This window comes from Bradyrhizobium sp. TM233 (assembly GCF_036247965.1).
GTDB classification, from domain to species: domain Bacteria; phylum Pseudomonadota; class Alphaproteobacteria; order Rhizobiales; family Xanthobacteraceae; genus Bradyrhizobium; species Bradyrhizobium ottawaense.
In genome coordinates this window covers 1-16330 of the sequence record NZ_BTIG01000018.1, presented here as the reverse complement: position 1 = coordinate 16330, position 16330 = coordinate 1, and the positions used below count along the sequence as shown (strand labels likewise).

Below are 16330 nucleotides of genomic sequence, written 5' to 3'. Positions count from 1 at the left end.
ATTTGTTGCACGAATTATAGATTGGTGCAACAGTTGACGTGCGTTGGCCGGAAATCGTCGCTCTTCAAGAAGGATTTTTGCGCTGTGACCACGGACGCTCGGAGACCGCCGCGCCGCCGCCTGTTCGGCGCATGGGGACGCCGCGAGCTGCAGGGCCTGTTCTGGCAGGTGCTGGTGGTCGGGATCGCGGTCGCGGTCATCGGCTTCCTCTGGTCCAACACCGTCACCAACCTCTCGGCGCGCCGCATCACCACCGGCTTTGCCTTTCTCGGCCGCGAGGCCGGCATGCCGATCGCCGACAGCCTGCTCGCCTATAATCCGAGAGACACCTATCTCTGGGCCTTCGCGGTCGGCATCGGCAACACCTTGCGCGTCGCCGTGATCGGCATCGTGCTCGCGACCATCCTGGGCACGCTGATCGGCATCTCGCGATTGTCGGCCAACTGGCTGCTGTCACGACTTGCCGCCGTCTATGTCGAAACGCTCCGCGATATTCCGCTGCTGCTTCAACTCCTGTTCTGGTATGTGCTGATGCAGGCGCTGCCGGCCGCGCGCGCGGCTTGGCGGCCGCTCGAGGGCGTGTTCCTGTCCAATCGCGGCCTGATCCTGCCGGCAATTCCGCTTGGTCCGCCGCAGCTTTGGGTGCTCGGCACGGCGGTGTTCGGCCTTGCCGTGGTCTATCTCATCCGGCGATGGCTGATCGTGCAGCAGATGCGCGATGGCAAACCGCGGCCGCTATGGCCCTTTGCGGTGAGCTTCATCCTCGCGTTGCCCGTGCTGGTGTCCATCCTGCTTCGCGTGTCCTGGACAATCGAGTGGCCGGCGCTACGCGGCTTCAATTTCGTCGGCGGGCTGACGCTTGCCCCGGAATATTTCGCGCTGCTGATCGCACTTGTCACCTACACCTCGGCCTTCATTGCCGAGATCGTGCGCAGCGGCATCCAGTCGGTGCCACGCGGACAGTGGGATGCCGCCAACGCGCTCGGCCTGCGCCGCAGCTTCATGCTGCGACAGATCATCCTGCCGCAGGCGCTGCGCGTCATCGTGCCGCCGATGACGAGCCAGTATCTCAACCTCACCAAGAATTCCTCGCTTGCAGTCGCGATCGGCTACCAGGACGTGGTCTCGATCGCCAACACCACGCTGAACCAGACGGGGCAGGCGATCGAGGCGATCGCGCTGATCATGGCGGTGTTCCTGACCATCAGCCTTTCCATCAGCTTCTTCATGAACTGGTACAATTCGCGCATCGCGCTGGTGGAGCGCTGAGCATGACCGCGATCGCCGACATGCCGGACGTGCCGCGCGCCGCCCGCCGTCCGCAGATCGGAAACCCCGTGCTGCGCTGGCTGCGCACCAATCTGTTCTCGTCGATCCCGAACGGCATTCTCTCGGTCGTGCTGCTGGCGATCCTCGCCAAGGGCATCGTCAGCTTCGTGCAGTGGGGCATCGCCAATGCCGTGTGGCTGACGCCGGCGAACGATTCCAGCGCCTGCCGCGCGGTGCGCGGCCTCGGCGCCTGCTGGGCTATCATTCCGGAAAAGTACCGCTTCATCCTGTTCGGCACCTATCCGTTCGACGAGCAGTGGCGGCCGGCCCTGTCGGTCGTGCTGTTCATCGCGCTGTTCTATCTCTCCACCCGCCGCGCCCTGTGGCGGCGCGAGCTGGTCTTTCTCTGGATCGGCGCGCTCGCGCTCATCAGCGTGCTGATGTGGGGCGGCGTGCTCGGCCTCTCCTTCGTCTCGCAGGATCGTTGGGGCGGCCTGCCGGTCACGCTGATCCTGGCGACGTTCGGCCTTGCATTCGGCTTTCCGCTCGGCATCCTCGTCGCACTCGGCCGGCGCTCAAAACTGCCGGCGATCCGCTCACTCAGCGTGCTCTATGTCGAGCTGATCCGCGGTGTGCCGCTGGTGAGCCTGCTGTTCATGGCGAGCGTGATGTTCCCGCTGTTCATGCCCAGTGGATTCAACATCGACAAGCTCTTGCGCGCACAGATCGCGATCATCCTGTTCGCGGGCGCCTATCTCGCCGAGGTCATCCGCGGCGGCCTTCAGGCCGTGCCGCGCGGGCAATATGAAGCGGCCGACGCGCTGGGACTGTCCTATTGGCGCAAGCACCGGCTGATCGTCCTGCCGCAGGCGATCCGCCACGTCATCCCGCCGCTGGTCAACACCTTCATCGCTTTCTTCAAGGACACCAGCCTCGTCCTCATCATCGGCATCTTCGACCTGCTGACGACGGCGAAGACCGCGATCATCGATCCCGCCTGGCAGCAGTTCTCGGTCGAGGTCTATATCTTCGTCGCCGCGATCTACTTCATCTTCTGCTTCGCGATGTCGCGCTACAGCCGCAGCCTCGAGGCGACGAGTCGAACGTGAGGATCTCGTGTCCCGGACAAGGTGCAGCGCATCAGCGCTGCGCCGCAGAGCCGGGACCCAGAAGATGCACGGGAAGTCGTGGAAGGATGGGCCCCGGCTCAGCAGCGCACCGCCGAGGAGGCGCTGCGTTGCGTCCGGGGCACGAGAGTGAGATTACTTCTTCACCTTCGGATCGATCGGCGTCGTGCCGCGCAGGCCCAGAATATCCTCCAGCACCTTCGCGCCGGCGAGCACCTGCGCATCGCCCCTTGGTGCGCCGACGACCTGCACGCCGACCGGCAGGCCGGACGCCGTGAAGCCGCACGGCAACGACAGCGAGGGGCAGCAGGCGAGCGTGATGGCGTAGACGATGCCGAGCCACTCGACGTAATTGTCGAACCTCTTGCCGGCGCATTCGGCGACATAGCGGTGTTCGATCGGGAAGGGCGGCACGATCGTGGTCGGCGTCAGCAACAGATCGTAGCTCTTGAAGAATTCGACCGCCCGCGCAGTCATGCCGACGCGCTGGGCCTCGGCTCGTTCGAGCTGCTCGACCGTGAGCTTGAGGCCTTCCTCGATGTTCCAGATCACCTCGGGCTTGAGCAGGTCGCGCTTGGTGCGCAGCAGATTGGCCTTGGTGATCGCGAAATCGAAGGCGCGCAGCACGTGGAAGCATTCGTGCGCCTCGCGCCAGTCCGGATGCGCCTCCTCGACGATGGCGCCGGCCTCGGCAAAGCGTTCCGCCGCCTTGCGCGTGATCGCCTTCACCTCGGGATCGACGGGCGTGATGCCGAGATCGGGCGAATAGGCGATGCGCTTCGGTTTCCTGCCCGCCTGAGTCGCCGACAGGAACGAGGTCGTGGGCGCCGGCAGCGACAGCGGATCGTCCGCATAGTCGCCGCTCATCGCATCCAGCAGCAGCGCGAGATCCTCGACGTTGCGCGCCATCGGGCCGACCACACCGAGATTGCGATCGATGCCGGATTTGGGGGTATGTGCGACGCGGCCGATGCTCGGGCGCATGCCGACGATGCCGCAGAAAGCCGCTGGGCTGCGCAAGCTGCCGCCCATGTCAGAGCCCTGCGCCAGCCAGGCCATGCCGGTGGCCAGCGCCACCGCCGCACCGCCGGACGAGCCCGCCGCGGATTTTGAAGTATCCCAGGGATTGAGGGTTGCGCCGAACACTTCGTTGAAGGTGTTGGCGCCGGCGCCGAATTCCGGCGTGTTGGATTTGGCGTAGACGACCGCGCCATTGGCTTCGAGGTTCTCGACCATGAGGTCGGACTTGGCGGGGATGTTGTCCTTGAAGATTGGCGAGCCCTGCGTGTTCAAGACGCCCGCGACGTCGGTCAGATCCTTGATCGGCACCGGCAGGCCCGCGAGCAGCCCCCGCGCCCCGGCGGGTTTCCGCATCAAAGCCTTGGCGCTGTCCCGCGCGCGGTCGAAACACAGGGTCGGCAGCGCATTGACCTTGTCGTCGACCTCGCTGATGCGCTTCTCCACGACCTCCAGGAGCTCGAGCGGCGAGACATCGCCGGACCGCAGCTTGTCGACGACGGCGCAGGCGGTTTCGTGGATCAGGTCTTGAGACAATTATTCTACTCCTATGCTCATTTTTGTCGTCATTGCGAGCGCAGCGAAGCAATCCAGACTGTCACCGCGGATACATTCCTGGATTGCTTCGCTGCGCTCGCAATGACGAGGATAGAGTTAGCCCCAGCCAGCGCTGATGCCGCCGTCGACCGTGTAAATCACGCCCGACGTATACCCGGCACGATCCGACGCCAGGAACGCCATGAGGTCGCCGATCTCGCGCGCATGCGCGGGACGGCCGAGTGGCAGGCTCTTCTGGAATTCCTTGTAGCGGCTCTCGTCGCCGAACTGGTGCTTGGCCCGCGTCTTGAGCAGGGTGACGTGGCGATCGGTGCCGACAGGGCCAGGATTGATGCCGACGACGCGGATATTGTCGGCGAGGCTCTTTCCGCCGAGCGCGCGGGTGAAGGCCATCAGCGCGGCATTGCCGGCGCTGCCGCAGATATAGTTGGCGTCGAACTTTTCACCGGCCGCCCCGATGTCGTTGACGATGACGCCGCCACCGCGTCCCTTCATCTGCGCGTAGATTTGCCGCGTGAGGTTGATATAGCCGAACACCTTCAATTCCCAGGCGTGGCGCCAGGTGGCTTCGTCGATCTTGTCGATCGAGCCGCCGGGGATGTCGCCGGCATTGTTGACGAGCACGTCGATGTCGGCGGATTCCTTCGCGAGTCGCGCCAGATCCTCGGCCTTGCGAAGATCGACGATACTCGTTGCGGCATCGATCTGGTGGGCGGAGCGCAGGCGCTCGGCCAGCGCCTTGAGCTGGTCGCCGTTGCGGGCGGCGAGCAGGAGGTGCGCGCCTTCCTCGGCAAACGCCTCGGCCGCAGCAGCGCCAATGCCCTTGGACGCGCCGGTGATCAGGACGCGCTTGCCACGCAGATGCAGATCCATGAGGGTACTCGCAGGATGGGAACAGGATGAAATCAGTAGGCGCTCGGCTGCGCCATGGTCAACATTGCAGTGCAGCGTTGCGCTGCCGCTGCGTTTGGTCCATTGCAGTGCGGTCAAAAGGCGGCGGCTGCCGGACCAACCAAGGACGTTCTCGATGAGCAAGAAACAATACCGGATCGCGGTCATTCCCGGCGACGGCATCGGCAAGGAAGTGATGCCCGAGGGCCTGCGCGTCCTGGAGGCGGCGGCGAAGAAGCACGGGGTCTCCCTGCATTTCGACCATTTCGACTTCTCGTCGTGGGACTATTACGAGAAGCACGGCCAGATGATGCCCGACGACTGGAAGGAGAAGATCGGCAAGCACGATGCGATCTATTTCGGCGCAGTCGGCTGGCCGGCCAAGATTCCGGACCACGTCTCGCTGTGGGGCTCGCTGATCAAATTCCGCAGGGAGTTCGACCAGTATGTGAATTTGCGCCCGGTGCGCCTGATGCCCGGCGTGCCGTCGCCGCTGGCGGGCCGCAAGCCCGGCGACATCGATTTCTGGGTGGTGCGCGAGAACACCGAAGGTGAATATTCTTCCGTCGGCGGCCGCATGTTCCCCGACACCGACCGCGAGTTCGTGACCCAGCAGACGGTGATGACCCGCACCGGCGTCGACCGCATCCTGAAGTTCGCCTTCGAACTCGCGCAGTCGCGGCCGAAGAAGCACTTGACCTCGGCGACCAAGTCCAACGGCATCTCCATCACCATGCCCTATTGGGACGAGCGCGTGGAGGCGATGGCCAAGAAGTTTCCGGGCGTGAAGTGGGACAAGTACCACATCGACATTCTCACCGCGAACTTCGTGTTGCATCCGGATTGGTTCGACGTCGTGGTCGGATCCAATCTGTTCGGCGACATCCTCTCCGACCTCGGTCCGGCCTGCACCGGCACGATCGGCATCGCGCCATCCGGCAACATCAACCCCGACGGCGATTTCCCCTCGGTGTTCGAGCCGGTGCACGGCTCGGCGCCTGATATCGCAGGCCAAGGCATTGCCAACCCGATCGGCGCGATCTGGTCGGGCGCCATGATGCTCGAGCATCTCGGCGAGAAGGAAGCTGGCAAATCGATCGTCGACGCGATCGAGCGCACGCTCGCCGAACGCACGCTTCGCACCAAGGACCTCGGCGGCAATGCCGACACAACGGCTTGCGGCAAGGCGGTCGCGGATATGGTGGATTGACGGAGAATGCGTAGGGTGGGTTACGCCTGCGGCTAACCCACCCTACGATTTCTATTTCGTTCTCGATCAACCCGCGATCTTCTCGATCGCCGCCTGATCCAGCCCGAACTTCTTCCCGGCCTCGATGATCTCCTGCCAGGTGGTCGGGTCGACTGGAACGCCTTCGGCGAGGCGCTTCCTCTTGGTCTCGCGTTCGGGGTCGCCGGCGATCTTCACCTTGTCGACGCCGGGGGCTGGCGGAGAGCCAGTGTGCCAGGCGACGAAGCTCTCGACCTCGCGCGCGAGGTTTTCGCCGGTGCCGAGCTTGCCCGGGTCGATGATGATCGAAAGCATGCCGTTGAGGACGTTGTACTTGCCGTCTGAAGGGCCCTTGACCACCTGCCCGCCGGAGAGCGCGCCGCCGAGGATTTCGCACACCAGCGCGAGGCCCGAGCCCTTGTGCTCGCCGAAGGGGAGAATGGCGCCGTACGGCGGGATCACGGTGTAGCGCGGATTGACCGTGGGCTTGCCTTCGTTGTCGATGATGGTGCCCGGATCCAGCTCGACGCGCTTGTTGTGGGCGACGCGGGTCTTGCCTTGCGCGATCCTGCTGGTGGCGAAGTCGAGAACGATCGGATCCTTGCCCCTGCGCGGGATGCCGACGCAGAACGGGTTGGTGCCGTGGCGCGCATCGCTGCCGCCCCAGGGCGCCACGATCGGGCGCGAGATCACGTTGACGAAGTGGATCGAGACCAGCCCGTGATCGATGCACTGCTCGGCCCAGTGGCCGATGCGGCCGATGTGGTGCGAGTTGGAAAGACCGACGAGGCACACGCCGTTTTTCTTGGCGCGCTCGGCCGCCAGCTCCATCGCTTCATGGCCGATGACCTGCCCGTAGCCGGTGAGGCCGTCGAGAGTGAGGAGCGGACCGGTGTCGAGCACGATCTTGACGTGCGCGTTGACGGCGAGGCCGCCATTGGTGACGCTCTGGACATAGCGCGGGATCATGCCGACGCCGTGCGAGTCGTGTCCTCTGAGATTGGCCTCGACGAGATTGGTGGAGACGAGCTCGGCCTCGCGGTCCGAGGAGCCGCCGGCCTTGACGATGGCGTGGATGGCGTTGGTGAGCGGCTCTGCCTTGATGGTACGATAGTCGGCCATTGTTGTTGCTCTTGTCCCTTCACGATTTGGCAGGAGCGTAAGGTGGGTTAGCCGAAGGCGTAACCCACCACTTCTGTCTCCGCGGAAACCAAAGAGGTGGGTTACGCCAAGCAGATGCGCTTTGCGCATCTGCAGGGCTAACCCACCCTACGAATTCACGATCCGGCGGCAGTGCTCCCATGCCGCGCCAATCAGGTTCTCGCTTGCCTCCGGCGTACGGAACGCCGAATGCGCCGACAGCGTCACGTTCGGCAGTTTTGTGAGCGGATGATCGCCCGGCAGCGGCTCGACGTTGAAGACGTCGAGGCCGGCATGGCGGATGTGGCCGGACTTCAGCGCATCGATCATGGCGGCCTCGTCGACAACAGCGGCGCGGGCTGTGTTGATGAGGATGACGCCGGGCTTCATTCTTGCGATCTTCTCGCGCGTGATCATGCCGCGCGTCTCGTCGTTGAGCAGCAGATGCAGCGACACGACGTCGCTCCTGGCCAGCACGCTGTCGAGATCGGTGAACTCCACATTCGGATGGCTCTTCGGCGAGCGGTTCCAGGCGATCACCTTCATGCCGCTGCCCGACGCGATCCGCGCGACCTCGGCGGCGATGCCGCCGAAGCCGATCAGACCGAGCGTCTTGCCGGTGAGCTGCATGCCATCCTCGCGCAGCCAATTGCCACCGCGCATCTCGCGATCCATCATGGCGATCACTCGGGCCGAGGCCCACATCAGCGCGATCGCGGATTCAGCCACCGCCGTGTCGCCATAGCCCTTGATCAGATGCACGGAGATGCCGAGCTCAGCGAGCTCTTCCGGATTCATGTAGCTGCGCGCGCCGGTGCCGAGGAACACGACGTGCTTGAGACCCGTGCACTTCTTTGCGACCTCGGTTGGCAGCGCGGTGTGGTCGACGATGGCGATCTCGGCGCCGTCGAGGATGTCAGGGTATTGCTCGGGCTTGATATCGGGGTCCCTGTGGATCCGCACCTTGGGATCCCCTGGCTTCTCCAGCCGTTCCATGATCACGGCAAGCGCTTCATTGGCGTCGACGAAAACTCCGCGCATGGCTCTCTCCGGTCAGGACGCGACGCCGGCGATCGCCAGCACGGTATGCATGAGAACGTTGGTGCCCGCGGCGCAGTCCGGCTGGGTGGCATCCTCCAGCTCGTTGTGGCTGATGCCGTCCTTGCAGGGCACGAACACCATCGCCGCCGGCATGATCGTGTTGAGGTTGCAGGCGTCGTGACCGGCACCGGAGGTGATGCGGCGCGAGGAATAGCCGAGCGTCTTCGCCGCGTTCTCGACCGCCGCAATCAGCTTGGGATCGAAATGCGTCGGCGGCTTGCGCCAGACCAGGTCGATCTTGACCTCGACCTTGCGGCGCGCGGCGATCTCCGCAATCGCGGTGCGCAGATCGCGATCGAGCGCATCCATGATGGCGCCATCCGCGCTGCGGCAATCCATGGTGAAGGCGATCTCGCCGGGAATGACGTTGCGCGAGGGGTTTGCGATCACGGCCTCGCCGATGGTGCCGACCGCGTTCGGTCCGAGCTTCTTCGCGATGGATTCCATCGCCAGCACGATCTCCGACAGCGTCGCCAGCGCGTCGCGGCGTAGCGGCATCGGCGTGGATCCGGCATGGCTCTCGAAGCCGGAAATCTTGCCGTCATACCACAGCACGCCCTGGCCGGAATCGACCACGCCGATGGTCTTGCCCTCGGCCTCCAAAATCGGGCCCTGCTCGATGTGCAATTCGACGAAGCAGCCGAGCTTCTGGAAGCCGACCGGCTTGTCGCCGCGATAGCCGATGCTGTCCAGCGCCTGGCCGACGGTGGTGCCCTCGGCGTCCTTGCGCGACAAAATGTCGTCGGTGGTGAAGTCGCCGACATAGGCGGCGGAGGCCATCATCGCGGGTGCGAAGCGCGAGCCTTCCTCGTTGGTCCAGTTGACCACGCAGATAGGTGCTTCGGTCTCGATGCCGGCATCGTTCAGCGTGCGGATCACCTCCAGCGCGCCGAGCGTGCCCAGAATGCCGTCATACTTGCCGCCGGTCGGCTGCGTGTCGAGATGCGAGCCGATGCCGACGGGCGGCTTCGACATGTCGCGGCCCTTGCGCAGGCCGAATTGTGAGCCGAGTGCGTCGGTGTGCACTTCGAGACCAGCGTCCTCGCAGGCCTTGCGGAACCAGTCGCGAACCATCTTGTCTTCGCTGCTCAGTGTCAGCCGCCGCACGCCGCCTTTGGCCGTCCCGCCGAATTGCGCGGTCTCGTGGATGGAGCCCCAGAGGCGGGCGGAATCGATTTGCAGATTGGTGGCGGCTCGGCTCATGCGGTGGGTCTCTCGATTGTCCGGCGCCTTTTTCAATGACGCGCCAGCGCGGGCGCGTCAACTGCGAGGCTGCTCTGCGCAATCTGCCGTGCAAGCTCGGCGACGCGCTCCACGGCGACGACGTCGGGCGAGGCGAGCCAGCTTGCGGTGAAGGTCAGCGGTGCGATCGCAAGATCGGTGTCGAGCAGCTGCAGCCGCCCGTCGGCGAGCTCGTTCTCGACGATCGCATCGGGGATCACGGCGACGCCGAGGCCTTCGACCGCCATGTGGATAACGGTCGCGAGCGATGCGGACGCGTGCAGCCGGATCGGCGGCAGCTCAGGCCGGTCGAATACCTCGCGCACGACCTCGTAAGGCTTGGTCTTGCGCGGGAAGGTGATGATCGGAAACCGCGCGAGCTCCGCCGGTGTCACCCGGCCCTTGCCGAGGCCGAGCGAAGGGCTTGCGAGGAAGCCAATCGGGTAATCGGCGAGCACGCGATTATGCACGCCGGACGCCGACAGCGGTCCGACCACGAAGGCAAGCTCGATCTCCTGCGCGAGCAGGCGCGCGGTGAGGTTCGGCGTGATGTCGACCTCGATCTCCAGTGACAGGTTCGGATAGACCTGGTTCACGCTCTTCACGAGGCGCGGCAGCCAGGTGTGCACGATGGTCTCGGCGACGCCGAGGCGCATCACGCCGCGCATCGCCGAGCGGTCGCCGACCTCGGCCATCATCTGCGCGCGCAGGCCGATCAGCTTCTCCGCATAGACCATCATTTGCCGGCCGCTCGGTGTCGGCGAGGCGACGCGATGGTCGCGGTTGAGGAGCTTGACGCCCATCTCGCGCTCGAGCTGGGCGATGCGTTGGGAGATCGCCGGCTGGGTCGTATTGAGCCGTGCTGCGGCGCCGCGGAAGCTGCCGAGCTTTACGACCCAGAGAAAAGTCTCGATCGACCTGAAGTCCAGCATTGGAAGGATTTTCCTCGTCGATAAAATAGATTTATCGATATCGATTAGAAAGGACGATTAGACTTTATAGCACGCTTGGTGTTGGCTGTCTTTGTCGAGTTTATAGGCAGGTCGATTACATGACTGTTTTGGTGGCAGTGCAGCAAACTGAAACGCCCGACGCCCTTCCGAGCCGCAAGGCGCGGCTTGCCTACCGGCAAGGGCTGGTCGCCTCCACCGCCGGAATCGCCCCCGGCTTCGTCCAGGGCAATCTGGCGATCCTGCCGGTGGAATATGCCAGCGCCTTTCATCGCTTCTGCCAGCTCAATCCGAAGCCGTGCCCGATCATCGGCATGTCCGATGTCGGCAGTCCGTACATCCCTTCGCTCGGCGCCGATCTCGACATCCGCACTGACGTGCCGCGCTACCGCGTCTGGCGCGACGGCGAGGTCGTCGACGAGCCGACCGACGTGACGAAGCATTGGCGCGACGATCTCGTGACCTTCGTGCTCGGCTGCTCCTTCTCGTTCGAGGAGGCGCTGCTCGACGAGGGCATGCCGATCCGGCACATCGAGCGCAATGTGCGCGTGCCGATGTATCGTACCAACATCGCCTGCGGCGAGGCCGGTCCGTTCGCCGGTCCCATGGTGGTGTCGATGCGCCCGTTCAAGCCGGCGGATGCGATCCGCGCGGTGCAGATCACCTCGCGCTATCCCGCCGTGCACGGCGCGCCCGTCCATCTCGGCCATCCACATCTGATCGGCATCAAGGACATCGCCAAGCCGGACTATGGCGATCCGGTGCCGGTCGCCGACGACGAGATTCCGGTGTTCTGGGCCTGCGGCGTGACGCCGCAATCGGTGATCAATGCCGCCAAGCTCCCGTTCGCGATCACGCATTCGCCCGGCCTGATGCTGGTGACGGATCTCAAGAACAGGACCATGGCCGTGATTTAATGGGCAGCGTATGCTGCATGTTCGGGCTTTACTGCATCCATCAATCGCTTCATTCGATCAGCCGAAATTCAGGACAGGGGACTTTGCCATGACGATCACTCGCCGCGACGTGTTGTTGGGAGCCACCGCGACTGCCGCACTGGTGCCGCTGGCGGCGCGCGCACAGACTTCCGAAGTCGTGATCGGCGTCATCTATCCGTTCTCCGGCGGCAGCGCGCAGCAGGGCGTCGATGCGCAGAAGGCCTATGAGACCGCGCTCGAGGTCATCAACAAGGACACCGATTTCGACCTGCCGCTGGCGAAGGGCGAGGGCCTGCCGGGCCTCGGCGGCGCCAAGGTCCGCCTCGTGTTCGCCGATCACCAGGCCGATCCGCAGAAGGGCCGCGCCGAAGCCGAGCGCCTGATCACGCAGGAGAAGGTCTCCGCCATCATCGGTACCTATCAGAGCGCCGTCGCCGTCACGGTGAGCCAGATCTGTGAGCGCTACCAGGTCCCGTTCGTCTCCGCCGACAATTCCTCGCCCAGCCTGCACCGCCGAGGCCTGAAGTATTATTTCCGCGCCGCGCCGCATGACGAGATGTATTCGGCCGCCATGTTCGACTTCTTCGACGCCATGAAGAAGAAGGGCAAAAAGATCGAGACGCTGTCGCTGTTCCACGAGGACACGATCTTCGGTACCGATTCCGGCAACGCCCAGGCCAAGATCGCCGGTGAGCGCGCCTACAAGATCGTCACCGACATCAAGTATCGCGCCAACTCGCCCTCGCTCTCGGCCGAGGTGCAGCAGCTCAAGTCCGCGAATGCCGACGTGCTGATGCCCTCCAGCTACACCACCGACGGCATCCTGCTGGTCAAGACCATGGCCGAGCTCGGCTACAAGCCGAATGCGATCGTGGCGCAGGACGCCGGCTTCTCCGAGAAGGCGCTCTATGATGCCGTCGGCGACAAGCTCGAAGGCGTGATCTCGCGCGGCACGTTCTCGCTCGACCTCGCGCAGAAGCGCCCGATGGTCGGCAAGATCAACGAGATGTTCAAGACGCGGTCGGGCAAGGACTTCAACGACCTCACCTCGCGCCAGTTCATGGGCCTGATCATCCTCGCCGACGCCATCAGCCGCGCCAAGTCGACCGACGGCGAGAAGATCCGCGACGCGCTGGCGGCGACCGACATCCCGGGCGAGCAGACCATCATGCCCTGGAAGCGCGTCAAGTTCGACGAGATGGGCCAGAACAACGACGCCGACCCGGTGCTGCTGCAATATATCGGCGGCAAGTTCGTCACCATCTTCCCGCCGCAGGCCGCGATCGCCGAGGCGGTCTGGCCGATGAAGTAAGACTGGGACGCGGGAGCTTAGATGCAGCTCCCGCCCTCATCCTGAGGAGCGGGCGTAGCCCGCGTCTCGAAGGACGGGGGCTGGCCATCCTCCGAGACGCGCGCTTGTGCGCGCTCCTCGGGATGAGGATTTATTTCGGGGGACGGACTTTTGACAGCCCAAGCCATTATTCAAAGTCTCGCCAGCGGCCTCCTCATGGGGCTGCTGTACGGATTGATCGCGGTCGGCCTCGCGCTGATCTTCGGCCTGATGGATGTCACGAACTTCGCCCATGGCGAGTTCCTGATGATCGCGATGTACCTGTCCTTCTTCCTGTTCGCGTTCTTCGCCATCGACCCCTTGCTGTCGGCGCCGTTGGTCGCCGCGGCGCTCTTTATCTTCGGAGCGGTGATCTACTTGCTCATTGTGCGCTTCGCCATGCGGGCCAAGGCCAACGCCGGCATGGTGCAGATCTTCACCACCTTCGGCCTTGCCATCGTGATGAGGGGCCTGGCGCAGTTCTTCTTCACGCCGGATTATCGCAGCATTCCGCAATCCTGGCTCGGCGGCAAAACCATCTCGATCGCCGGTATCTTCCTGCCGGAGCCGCAGCTGGTCGGTGCCCTGGTCTCGATCCTCGCCTTTGCCGGCCTCTACTTCTTCATCCATCGCACCGATTTCGGCCGCGCGCTGGAAGCCACTCGTGAAGATCCCGGTGCGGTCGCGCTGGTCGGCATCGACAAGAACCGCGTGTTTGCGTTCGGCTGGGGCCTTGGTGCCGCGCTGGTCGGTCTCGCCGGCGCGATCATGGCGAGCTTCTTCTATATCTATCCCGATGTCGGCGCGTCCTTTGCGCTGATCGCCTATGTCACCGTGGCGCTCGGCGGCTTCGGCAGCGTGTTCGGCGCCTTCGCTGGCGGCATCATCGTCGGTCTCGTCGAAGCGGTCACCGCGCTGGTGCTGCCGCCGTCGCTGAAATCGGTCGGCATCTACGCGGTCTATCTGCTGGTCGTCTTCATCCGGCCGCGCGGCCTGTTCGGATCGATCTGATGGACAAGGATTTTGCAGCGCGGCGCCGCCGCGACCTCATCATCGCCGCGGTGCTCGCCGTGATTGCCGCAGCGACGCCATTGTTCGTGAAGGACGTCGTCGTCCAGAACATCCTGATCCTGACGCTGATGTACGCGGGACTGTCGCAGAGCTGGAACATCCTGTCCGGCTATTGCGGGCAGATCTCGCTCGGGCACGCGCTGTATTTCGGCCTGGGTGCCTACACCACCGAGCTGCTGTTCACGAAGTTCGGCGTGCTGCCCTGGTTCGGCATGCTGGCGGGCGGCGTGGTGTCGGCGCTGATCGCGATGGGGCTCGGTTATCCCTTCTTCCGCCTGCGCGGCCATTACTTCGTGATCGCCACCATCGTCATCGCCGAGATCGGCTTGCTGCTGTTCCACAACTGGGAATGGGCCGGCGCCGCGATGGGCATCACCATTCCAATCCGCGGCGACAGCTGGCTGAAATTCCAGTTCCTGCGCACCAAGCTGCCGTACTTCTATTTCGCGCTGGCGCTGTGCTGCCTCGCCTGGTTCGTCACCTGGTGGCTGGAGAACTCCAAATGGGGCTTCTGGTGGCGTGCGGTGAAGGACAATCCGGACGCGGCCGAGAGCCTCGGTGTCGACGTGTTCAATTCCAAGATGGGCGCGGCCGCCGTCTCCGCCTTCCTGGTCGCGGTGGGTGGCAGCTTCTATGCCCAGTTCGTCTCCTACATCGATCCTGAAAGCGTCATGGGCTTCCAGTTTTCGTTGCTGATGGCGCTGCCCGCCGTGCTCGGCGGCATCGGCACCCTGTGGGGCCCGGTGTTAGGGGCCGCCATTCTGATCCCGCTGACGGAGCTGACCCGCTTCAAGTTCGGCGGCTCGGGGCGCGGTGTCGACCTCATCGTCTACGGCACGCTGATCGTCCTGATCTCGCTGGCCTTGCCGCGGGGGCTGCTCAGCCTGTTCTCCCGCCCGAAGAAGACGGGGGCCGCCCGATGACCGCGCTTCTTGAAACCCGCGGCGTCTGGCAGCGGTTTGGCGGCCTCGTCGCCAACAGCGACGTCTCGATCTCGGTCGGCCGCGGCGAGATCGTCGGCCTGATCGGACCCAACGGTGCCGGCAAGTCGACGCTGTTCAATCTCATCGCCGGCGTGTTGCCGCCGACGCAAGGCTCGATTCTCTTCGACGGCGAGGACGTCACCCACATGCCGGCGGCCGAACGCTGCCAGCGCGGGGTGGGGCGCACCTTCCAGGTGGTCAAGAGCTTTGAGACCATGACTGTCATCGACAACGTCATCGTCGGTGCCCTCGTGCGCAACACCGTGATGCGCGAGGCGCGCCGCAAGGCGCATGAGGTCTTGGAGTTCACCGGCCTTGCCGCGCGCGCGGACGTGCTCGCCAGCGACCTCGTGCCGGCCGAGAAGCGCCGCCTCGAAGTCGCCCGCGCGCTCGCCACCGAACCGAAACTACTGCTGCTCGACGAAGTCCTCACCGGCCTGACGCCGACCGAGGCGCAGACCGGTGTCGCGCTGGTGCGCAAGGTGCGTGATGCCGGCATCACCGTGTTGATGGTCGAGCACGTCATGGAGATCGTGATGCCCTTGGTCGACCGTGCCATCGTGCTCGATCTCGGCAAGGTGCTGGTCGAGGGCAAGCCCGCCGATGTCGTCCGCGATCCCAAGGTGATCAGCGCATATCTGGGAGATCGTCATGCTCAGCGTGCGTGAAGTCACGACCGCCTATCAGGGCCTGGTCGCGATCTCCGCGGTCTCGATCGAGGTCCAGAAGGGTGAGATCGTCTGCGTCGCCGGTGCCAACGGCGCGGGCAAGTCGACGCTGCTCAAATCCATCGCCGGCGCCGAGCGTCCGCGTTCCGGCACCGTAACCTTCGACGGCAAGCGCCTCGACGGCATGGCGCAGCACCACATCACCGCCACCGGCATCGCCTATGTGCCGGAGAACCGCCGTCTGTTTCCGCGCCTCTCGGTGCGCGACAACCTTCGTCTCGGCAGCTATCTCTACCGCGGCGAGGCGAATCGCGAAGAACCGCTCGGTCTCGTCTTCGAGCTGTTCCCGCGCCTGTCCGAGCGCCTCGAGCAGCGCGCCGAAACGCTCTCCGGCGGTGAGCAGCAGATGCTCGCCATCGGCCGCGCGCTGATGACGCGCCCGCGCCTGTTGATGCTGGACGAGCCCTCGCAGGGCATCATGCCGAAGCTGGTCGACGAGATTTTCCAGGCGGTAAAGCGCATCCGCGACGCCGGCATGACCGTGCTGATCGTCGAGCAGCGCATGGCCGAGTGCCTGGAGATCGCCGACCGCGCCTACATCTTGCAAACCGGCCGCGTGCTGATGCAGGGGCCCGCGGCCGAGATCCGGGGCAATCCGGACGTGAGGAAGGCGTATCTGGGGCTGTAGGCGTTGACGCCATCGCCGCAATCTCCGCCGTCATCCTGAGGTGCGCGCTCTTGCGCGCCTCGAAGGATGAGCCGCAAACGCCTGGAGCCCATCCTTCGAGGCTTCACCTTGCGATGCATCGCATCGCAAGGCTCGCACCTCAGGATGACG

Annotated in this window: 15 protein-coding genes; 9 read left to right on the top strand and 6 right to left on the bottom strand. The window is 64.6% G+C overall.

Annotation, left to right across the window (positions count from 1 at the left end):
* The first annotated feature begins 84 nt into the window (after positions 1–84).
* Together AABA86_RS27565 and AABA86_RS27560 are read left to right on the top strand one after the other, a co-directional pair.
* Positions 85–1269, top strand: coding sequence for an amino acid ABC transporter permease (locus AABA86_RS27565; RefSeq protein WP_338309077.1), 1185 nt, complete (start codon positions 85–87; stop codon positions 1267–1269).
* A 2-nt stretch (positions 1270–1271) separates the two neighbouring features.
* Positions 1272–2378 (top strand): amino acid ABC transporter permease, encoded by a 1107-nt coding sequence (locus tag AABA86_RS27560; RefSeq protein WP_338309076.1) that lies wholly within the window; start codon positions 1272–1274, stop codon positions 2376–2378.
* 153 nt (positions 2379–2531) lie between these two features.
* On the opposite strand, the gene AABA86_RS27555 is transcribed toward AABA86_RS27560, so the two are convergent.
* Both AABA86_RS27555 and AABA86_RS27550 read right to left on the bottom strand, forming a co-directional pair.
* Positions 2532–3950 (bottom strand): amidase, encoded by a 1419-nt coding sequence (locus AABA86_RS27555; RefSeq protein WP_338309075.1) that lies wholly within the window; start codon positions 3948–3950, stop codon positions 2532–2534.
* Positions 3951–4067: 117 nt separating this feature from the next.
* Positions 4068–4844: an SDR family oxidoreductase gene (locus AABA86_RS27550; protein WP_338309074.1), complete on the bottom strand. Its 777-nt coding sequence runs from the start codon at positions 4842–4844 to the stop codon at positions 4068–4070.
* 154 nt (positions 4845–4998) lie between these two features.
* On the opposite strand from AABA86_RS27550, the gene AABA86_RS27545 reads away from it, so the two are divergent.
* On the top strand, positions 4999–6072 hold the full coding sequence (locus AABA86_RS27545; RefSeq protein WP_247325299.1) for a tartrate dehydrogenase: 1074 nt from the start codon (positions 4999–5001) through the stop codon (positions 6070–6072).
* A gap of 66 nt (positions 6073–6138) precedes the next feature.
* Here the strand turns inward: AABA86_RS27545 and AABA86_RS27540 are convergent, their stop codons facing one another.
* The 4 genes from AABA86_RS27540 to AABA86_RS27525 form a co-directional block, all read right to left on the bottom strand.
* The gene (locus AABA86_RS27540) at positions 6139–7212 is read right to left on the bottom strand and encodes a malate/lactate/ureidoglycolate dehydrogenase (protein WP_338309073.1); all 1074 of its coding nucleotides are present in this window, start codon (positions 7210–7212) and stop codon (positions 6139–6141) included.
* Between the two features lie 147 nt (positions 7213–7359).
* Positions 7360–8271 carry an NAD(P)-dependent oxidoreductase gene (locus tag AABA86_RS27535; RefSeq protein WP_212248101.1) on the bottom strand — a complete coding sequence of 304 codons (912 nt, stop codon included), beginning with the start codon at positions 8269–8271 and terminating at the stop codon, positions 7360–7362.
* Between the two features lie 12 nt (positions 8272–8283).
* Positions 8284–9534: a Zn-dependent hydrolase gene (locus AABA86_RS27530; RefSeq protein ID WP_212248104.1), complete on the bottom strand. Its 1251-nt coding sequence runs from the start codon at positions 9532–9534 to the stop codon at positions 8284–8286.
* Positions 9535–9566: 32 nt separating this feature from the next.
* A complete protein-coding gene (locus tag AABA86_RS27525; RefSeq protein WP_094975306.1) occupies positions 9567–10484 on the bottom strand; it encodes a LysR family transcriptional regulator in 918 nt (305 codons plus the stop codon).
* Between the two features lie 119 nt (positions 10485–10603).
* Between AABA86_RS27525 and AABA86_RS27520 the strand changes: the two genes are divergently transcribed.
* The 6 genes from AABA86_RS27520 (at position 10604) to AABA86_RS27495 (ending at position 16180) form a co-directional block, all read left to right on the top strand.
* On the top strand, positions 10604–11419 hold the full coding sequence (locus AABA86_RS27520) for a putative hydro-lyase (RefSeq protein WP_338309072.1): 816 nt from the start codon (positions 10604–10606) through the stop codon (positions 11417–11419).
* A gap of 88 nt (positions 11420–11507) precedes the next feature.
* Positions 11508–12752, top strand: a complete 1245-nt coding sequence (locus AABA86_RS27515; RefSeq protein WP_212248107.1) for an ABC transporter substrate-binding protein — start codon at positions 11508–11510, stop codon at positions 12750–12752.
* Between the two features lie 195 nt (positions 12753–12947).
* Complete coding sequence (locus AABA86_RS27510) at positions 12948–13781, top strand: branched-chain amino acid ABC transporter permease (protein ID WP_246550223.1); 834 nt, start codon at positions 12948–12950, stop codon at positions 13779–13781.
* Positions 13781–14764 (top strand): branched-chain amino acid ABC transporter permease, encoded by a 984-nt coding sequence (locus tag AABA86_RS27505; protein ID WP_212248111.1) that lies wholly within the window; start codon positions 13781–13783, stop codon positions 14762–14764. Before AABA86_RS27510 ends, AABA86_RS27505 begins: the two co-directional genes overlap by 1 nt.
* Positions 14761–15492 carry an ABC transporter ATP-binding protein gene (locus AABA86_RS27500; protein WP_028143389.1) on the top strand — a complete coding sequence of 244 codons (732 nt, stop codon included), beginning with the start codon at positions 14761–14763 and terminating at the stop codon, positions 15490–15492. The genes AABA86_RS27505 and AABA86_RS27500 overlap by 4 nt, the downstream gene beginning before the upstream one ends.
* Complete coding sequence (locus AABA86_RS27495; protein ID WP_212248113.1) at positions 15476–16180, top strand: ABC transporter ATP-binding protein; 705 nt, start codon at positions 15476–15478, stop codon at positions 16178–16180. The genes AABA86_RS27500 and AABA86_RS27495 overlap by 17 nt, the downstream gene beginning before the upstream one ends.
* The last annotated feature ends 150 nt before the right edge of the window (positions 16181–16330 follow it).

Bases quoted from the DNA above. Each gene is read 5' to 3' on its own strand.
- AABA86_RS27560 (WP_338309076.1), top strand. From the start codon at position 1,272: ATGACCGCGATCGCCGACATGCCGGACGTGCCGCGCGCCGCCCGCCGT.
- AABA86_RS27550 (WP_338309074.1), bottom strand. From the start codon at position 4,844: ATGGATCTGCATCTGCGTGGCAAGCGCGTCCTGATCACCGGCGCGTCC.
- AABA86_RS27545 (WP_247325299.1), top strand. From the start codon at position 4,999: ATGAGCAAGAAACAATACCGGATCGCGGTCATTCCCGGCGACGGCATC.
- AABA86_RS27540 (WP_338309073.1), bottom strand. From the start codon at position 7,212: ATGGCCGACTATCGTACCATCAAGGCAGAGCCGCTCACCAACGCCATC.
- AABA86_RS27535 (WP_212248101.1), bottom strand. From the start codon at position 8,271: ATGCGCGGAGTTTTCGTCGACGCCAATGAAGCGCTTGCCGTGATCATG.
- AABA86_RS27530 (WP_212248104.1), bottom strand. From the start codon at position 9,534: ATGAGCCGAGCCGCCACCAATCTGCAAATCGATTCCGCCCGCCTCTGG.
- AABA86_RS27525 (WP_094975306.1), bottom strand. From the start codon at position 10,484: ATGCTGGACTTCAGGTCGATCGAGACTTTTCTCTGGGTCGTAAAGCTC.
- AABA86_RS27520 (WP_338309072.1), top strand. From the start codon at position 10,604: ATGACTGTTTTGGTGGCAGTGCAGCAAACTGAAACGCCCGACGCCCTT.
- AABA86_RS27515 (WP_212248107.1), top strand. From the start codon at position 11,508: ATGACGATCACTCGCCGCGACGTGTTGTTGGGAGCCACCGCGACTGCC.
- AABA86_RS27510 (WP_246550223.1), top strand. From the start codon at position 12,948: ATGGGGCTGCTGTACGGATTGATCGCGGTCGGCCTCGCGCTGATCTTC.
- AABA86_RS27505 (WP_212248111.1), top strand. From the start codon at position 13,781: ATGGACAAGGATTTTGCAGCGCGGCGCCGCCGCGACCTCATCATCGCC.
- AABA86_RS27500 (WP_028143389.1), top strand. From the start codon at position 14,761: ATGACCGCGCTTCTTGAAACCCGCGGCGTCTGGCAGCGGTTTGGCGGC.
- AABA86_RS27495 (WP_212248113.1), top strand. From the start codon at position 15,476: ATGCTCAGCGTGCGTGAAGTCACGACCGCCTATCAGGGCCTGGTCGCG.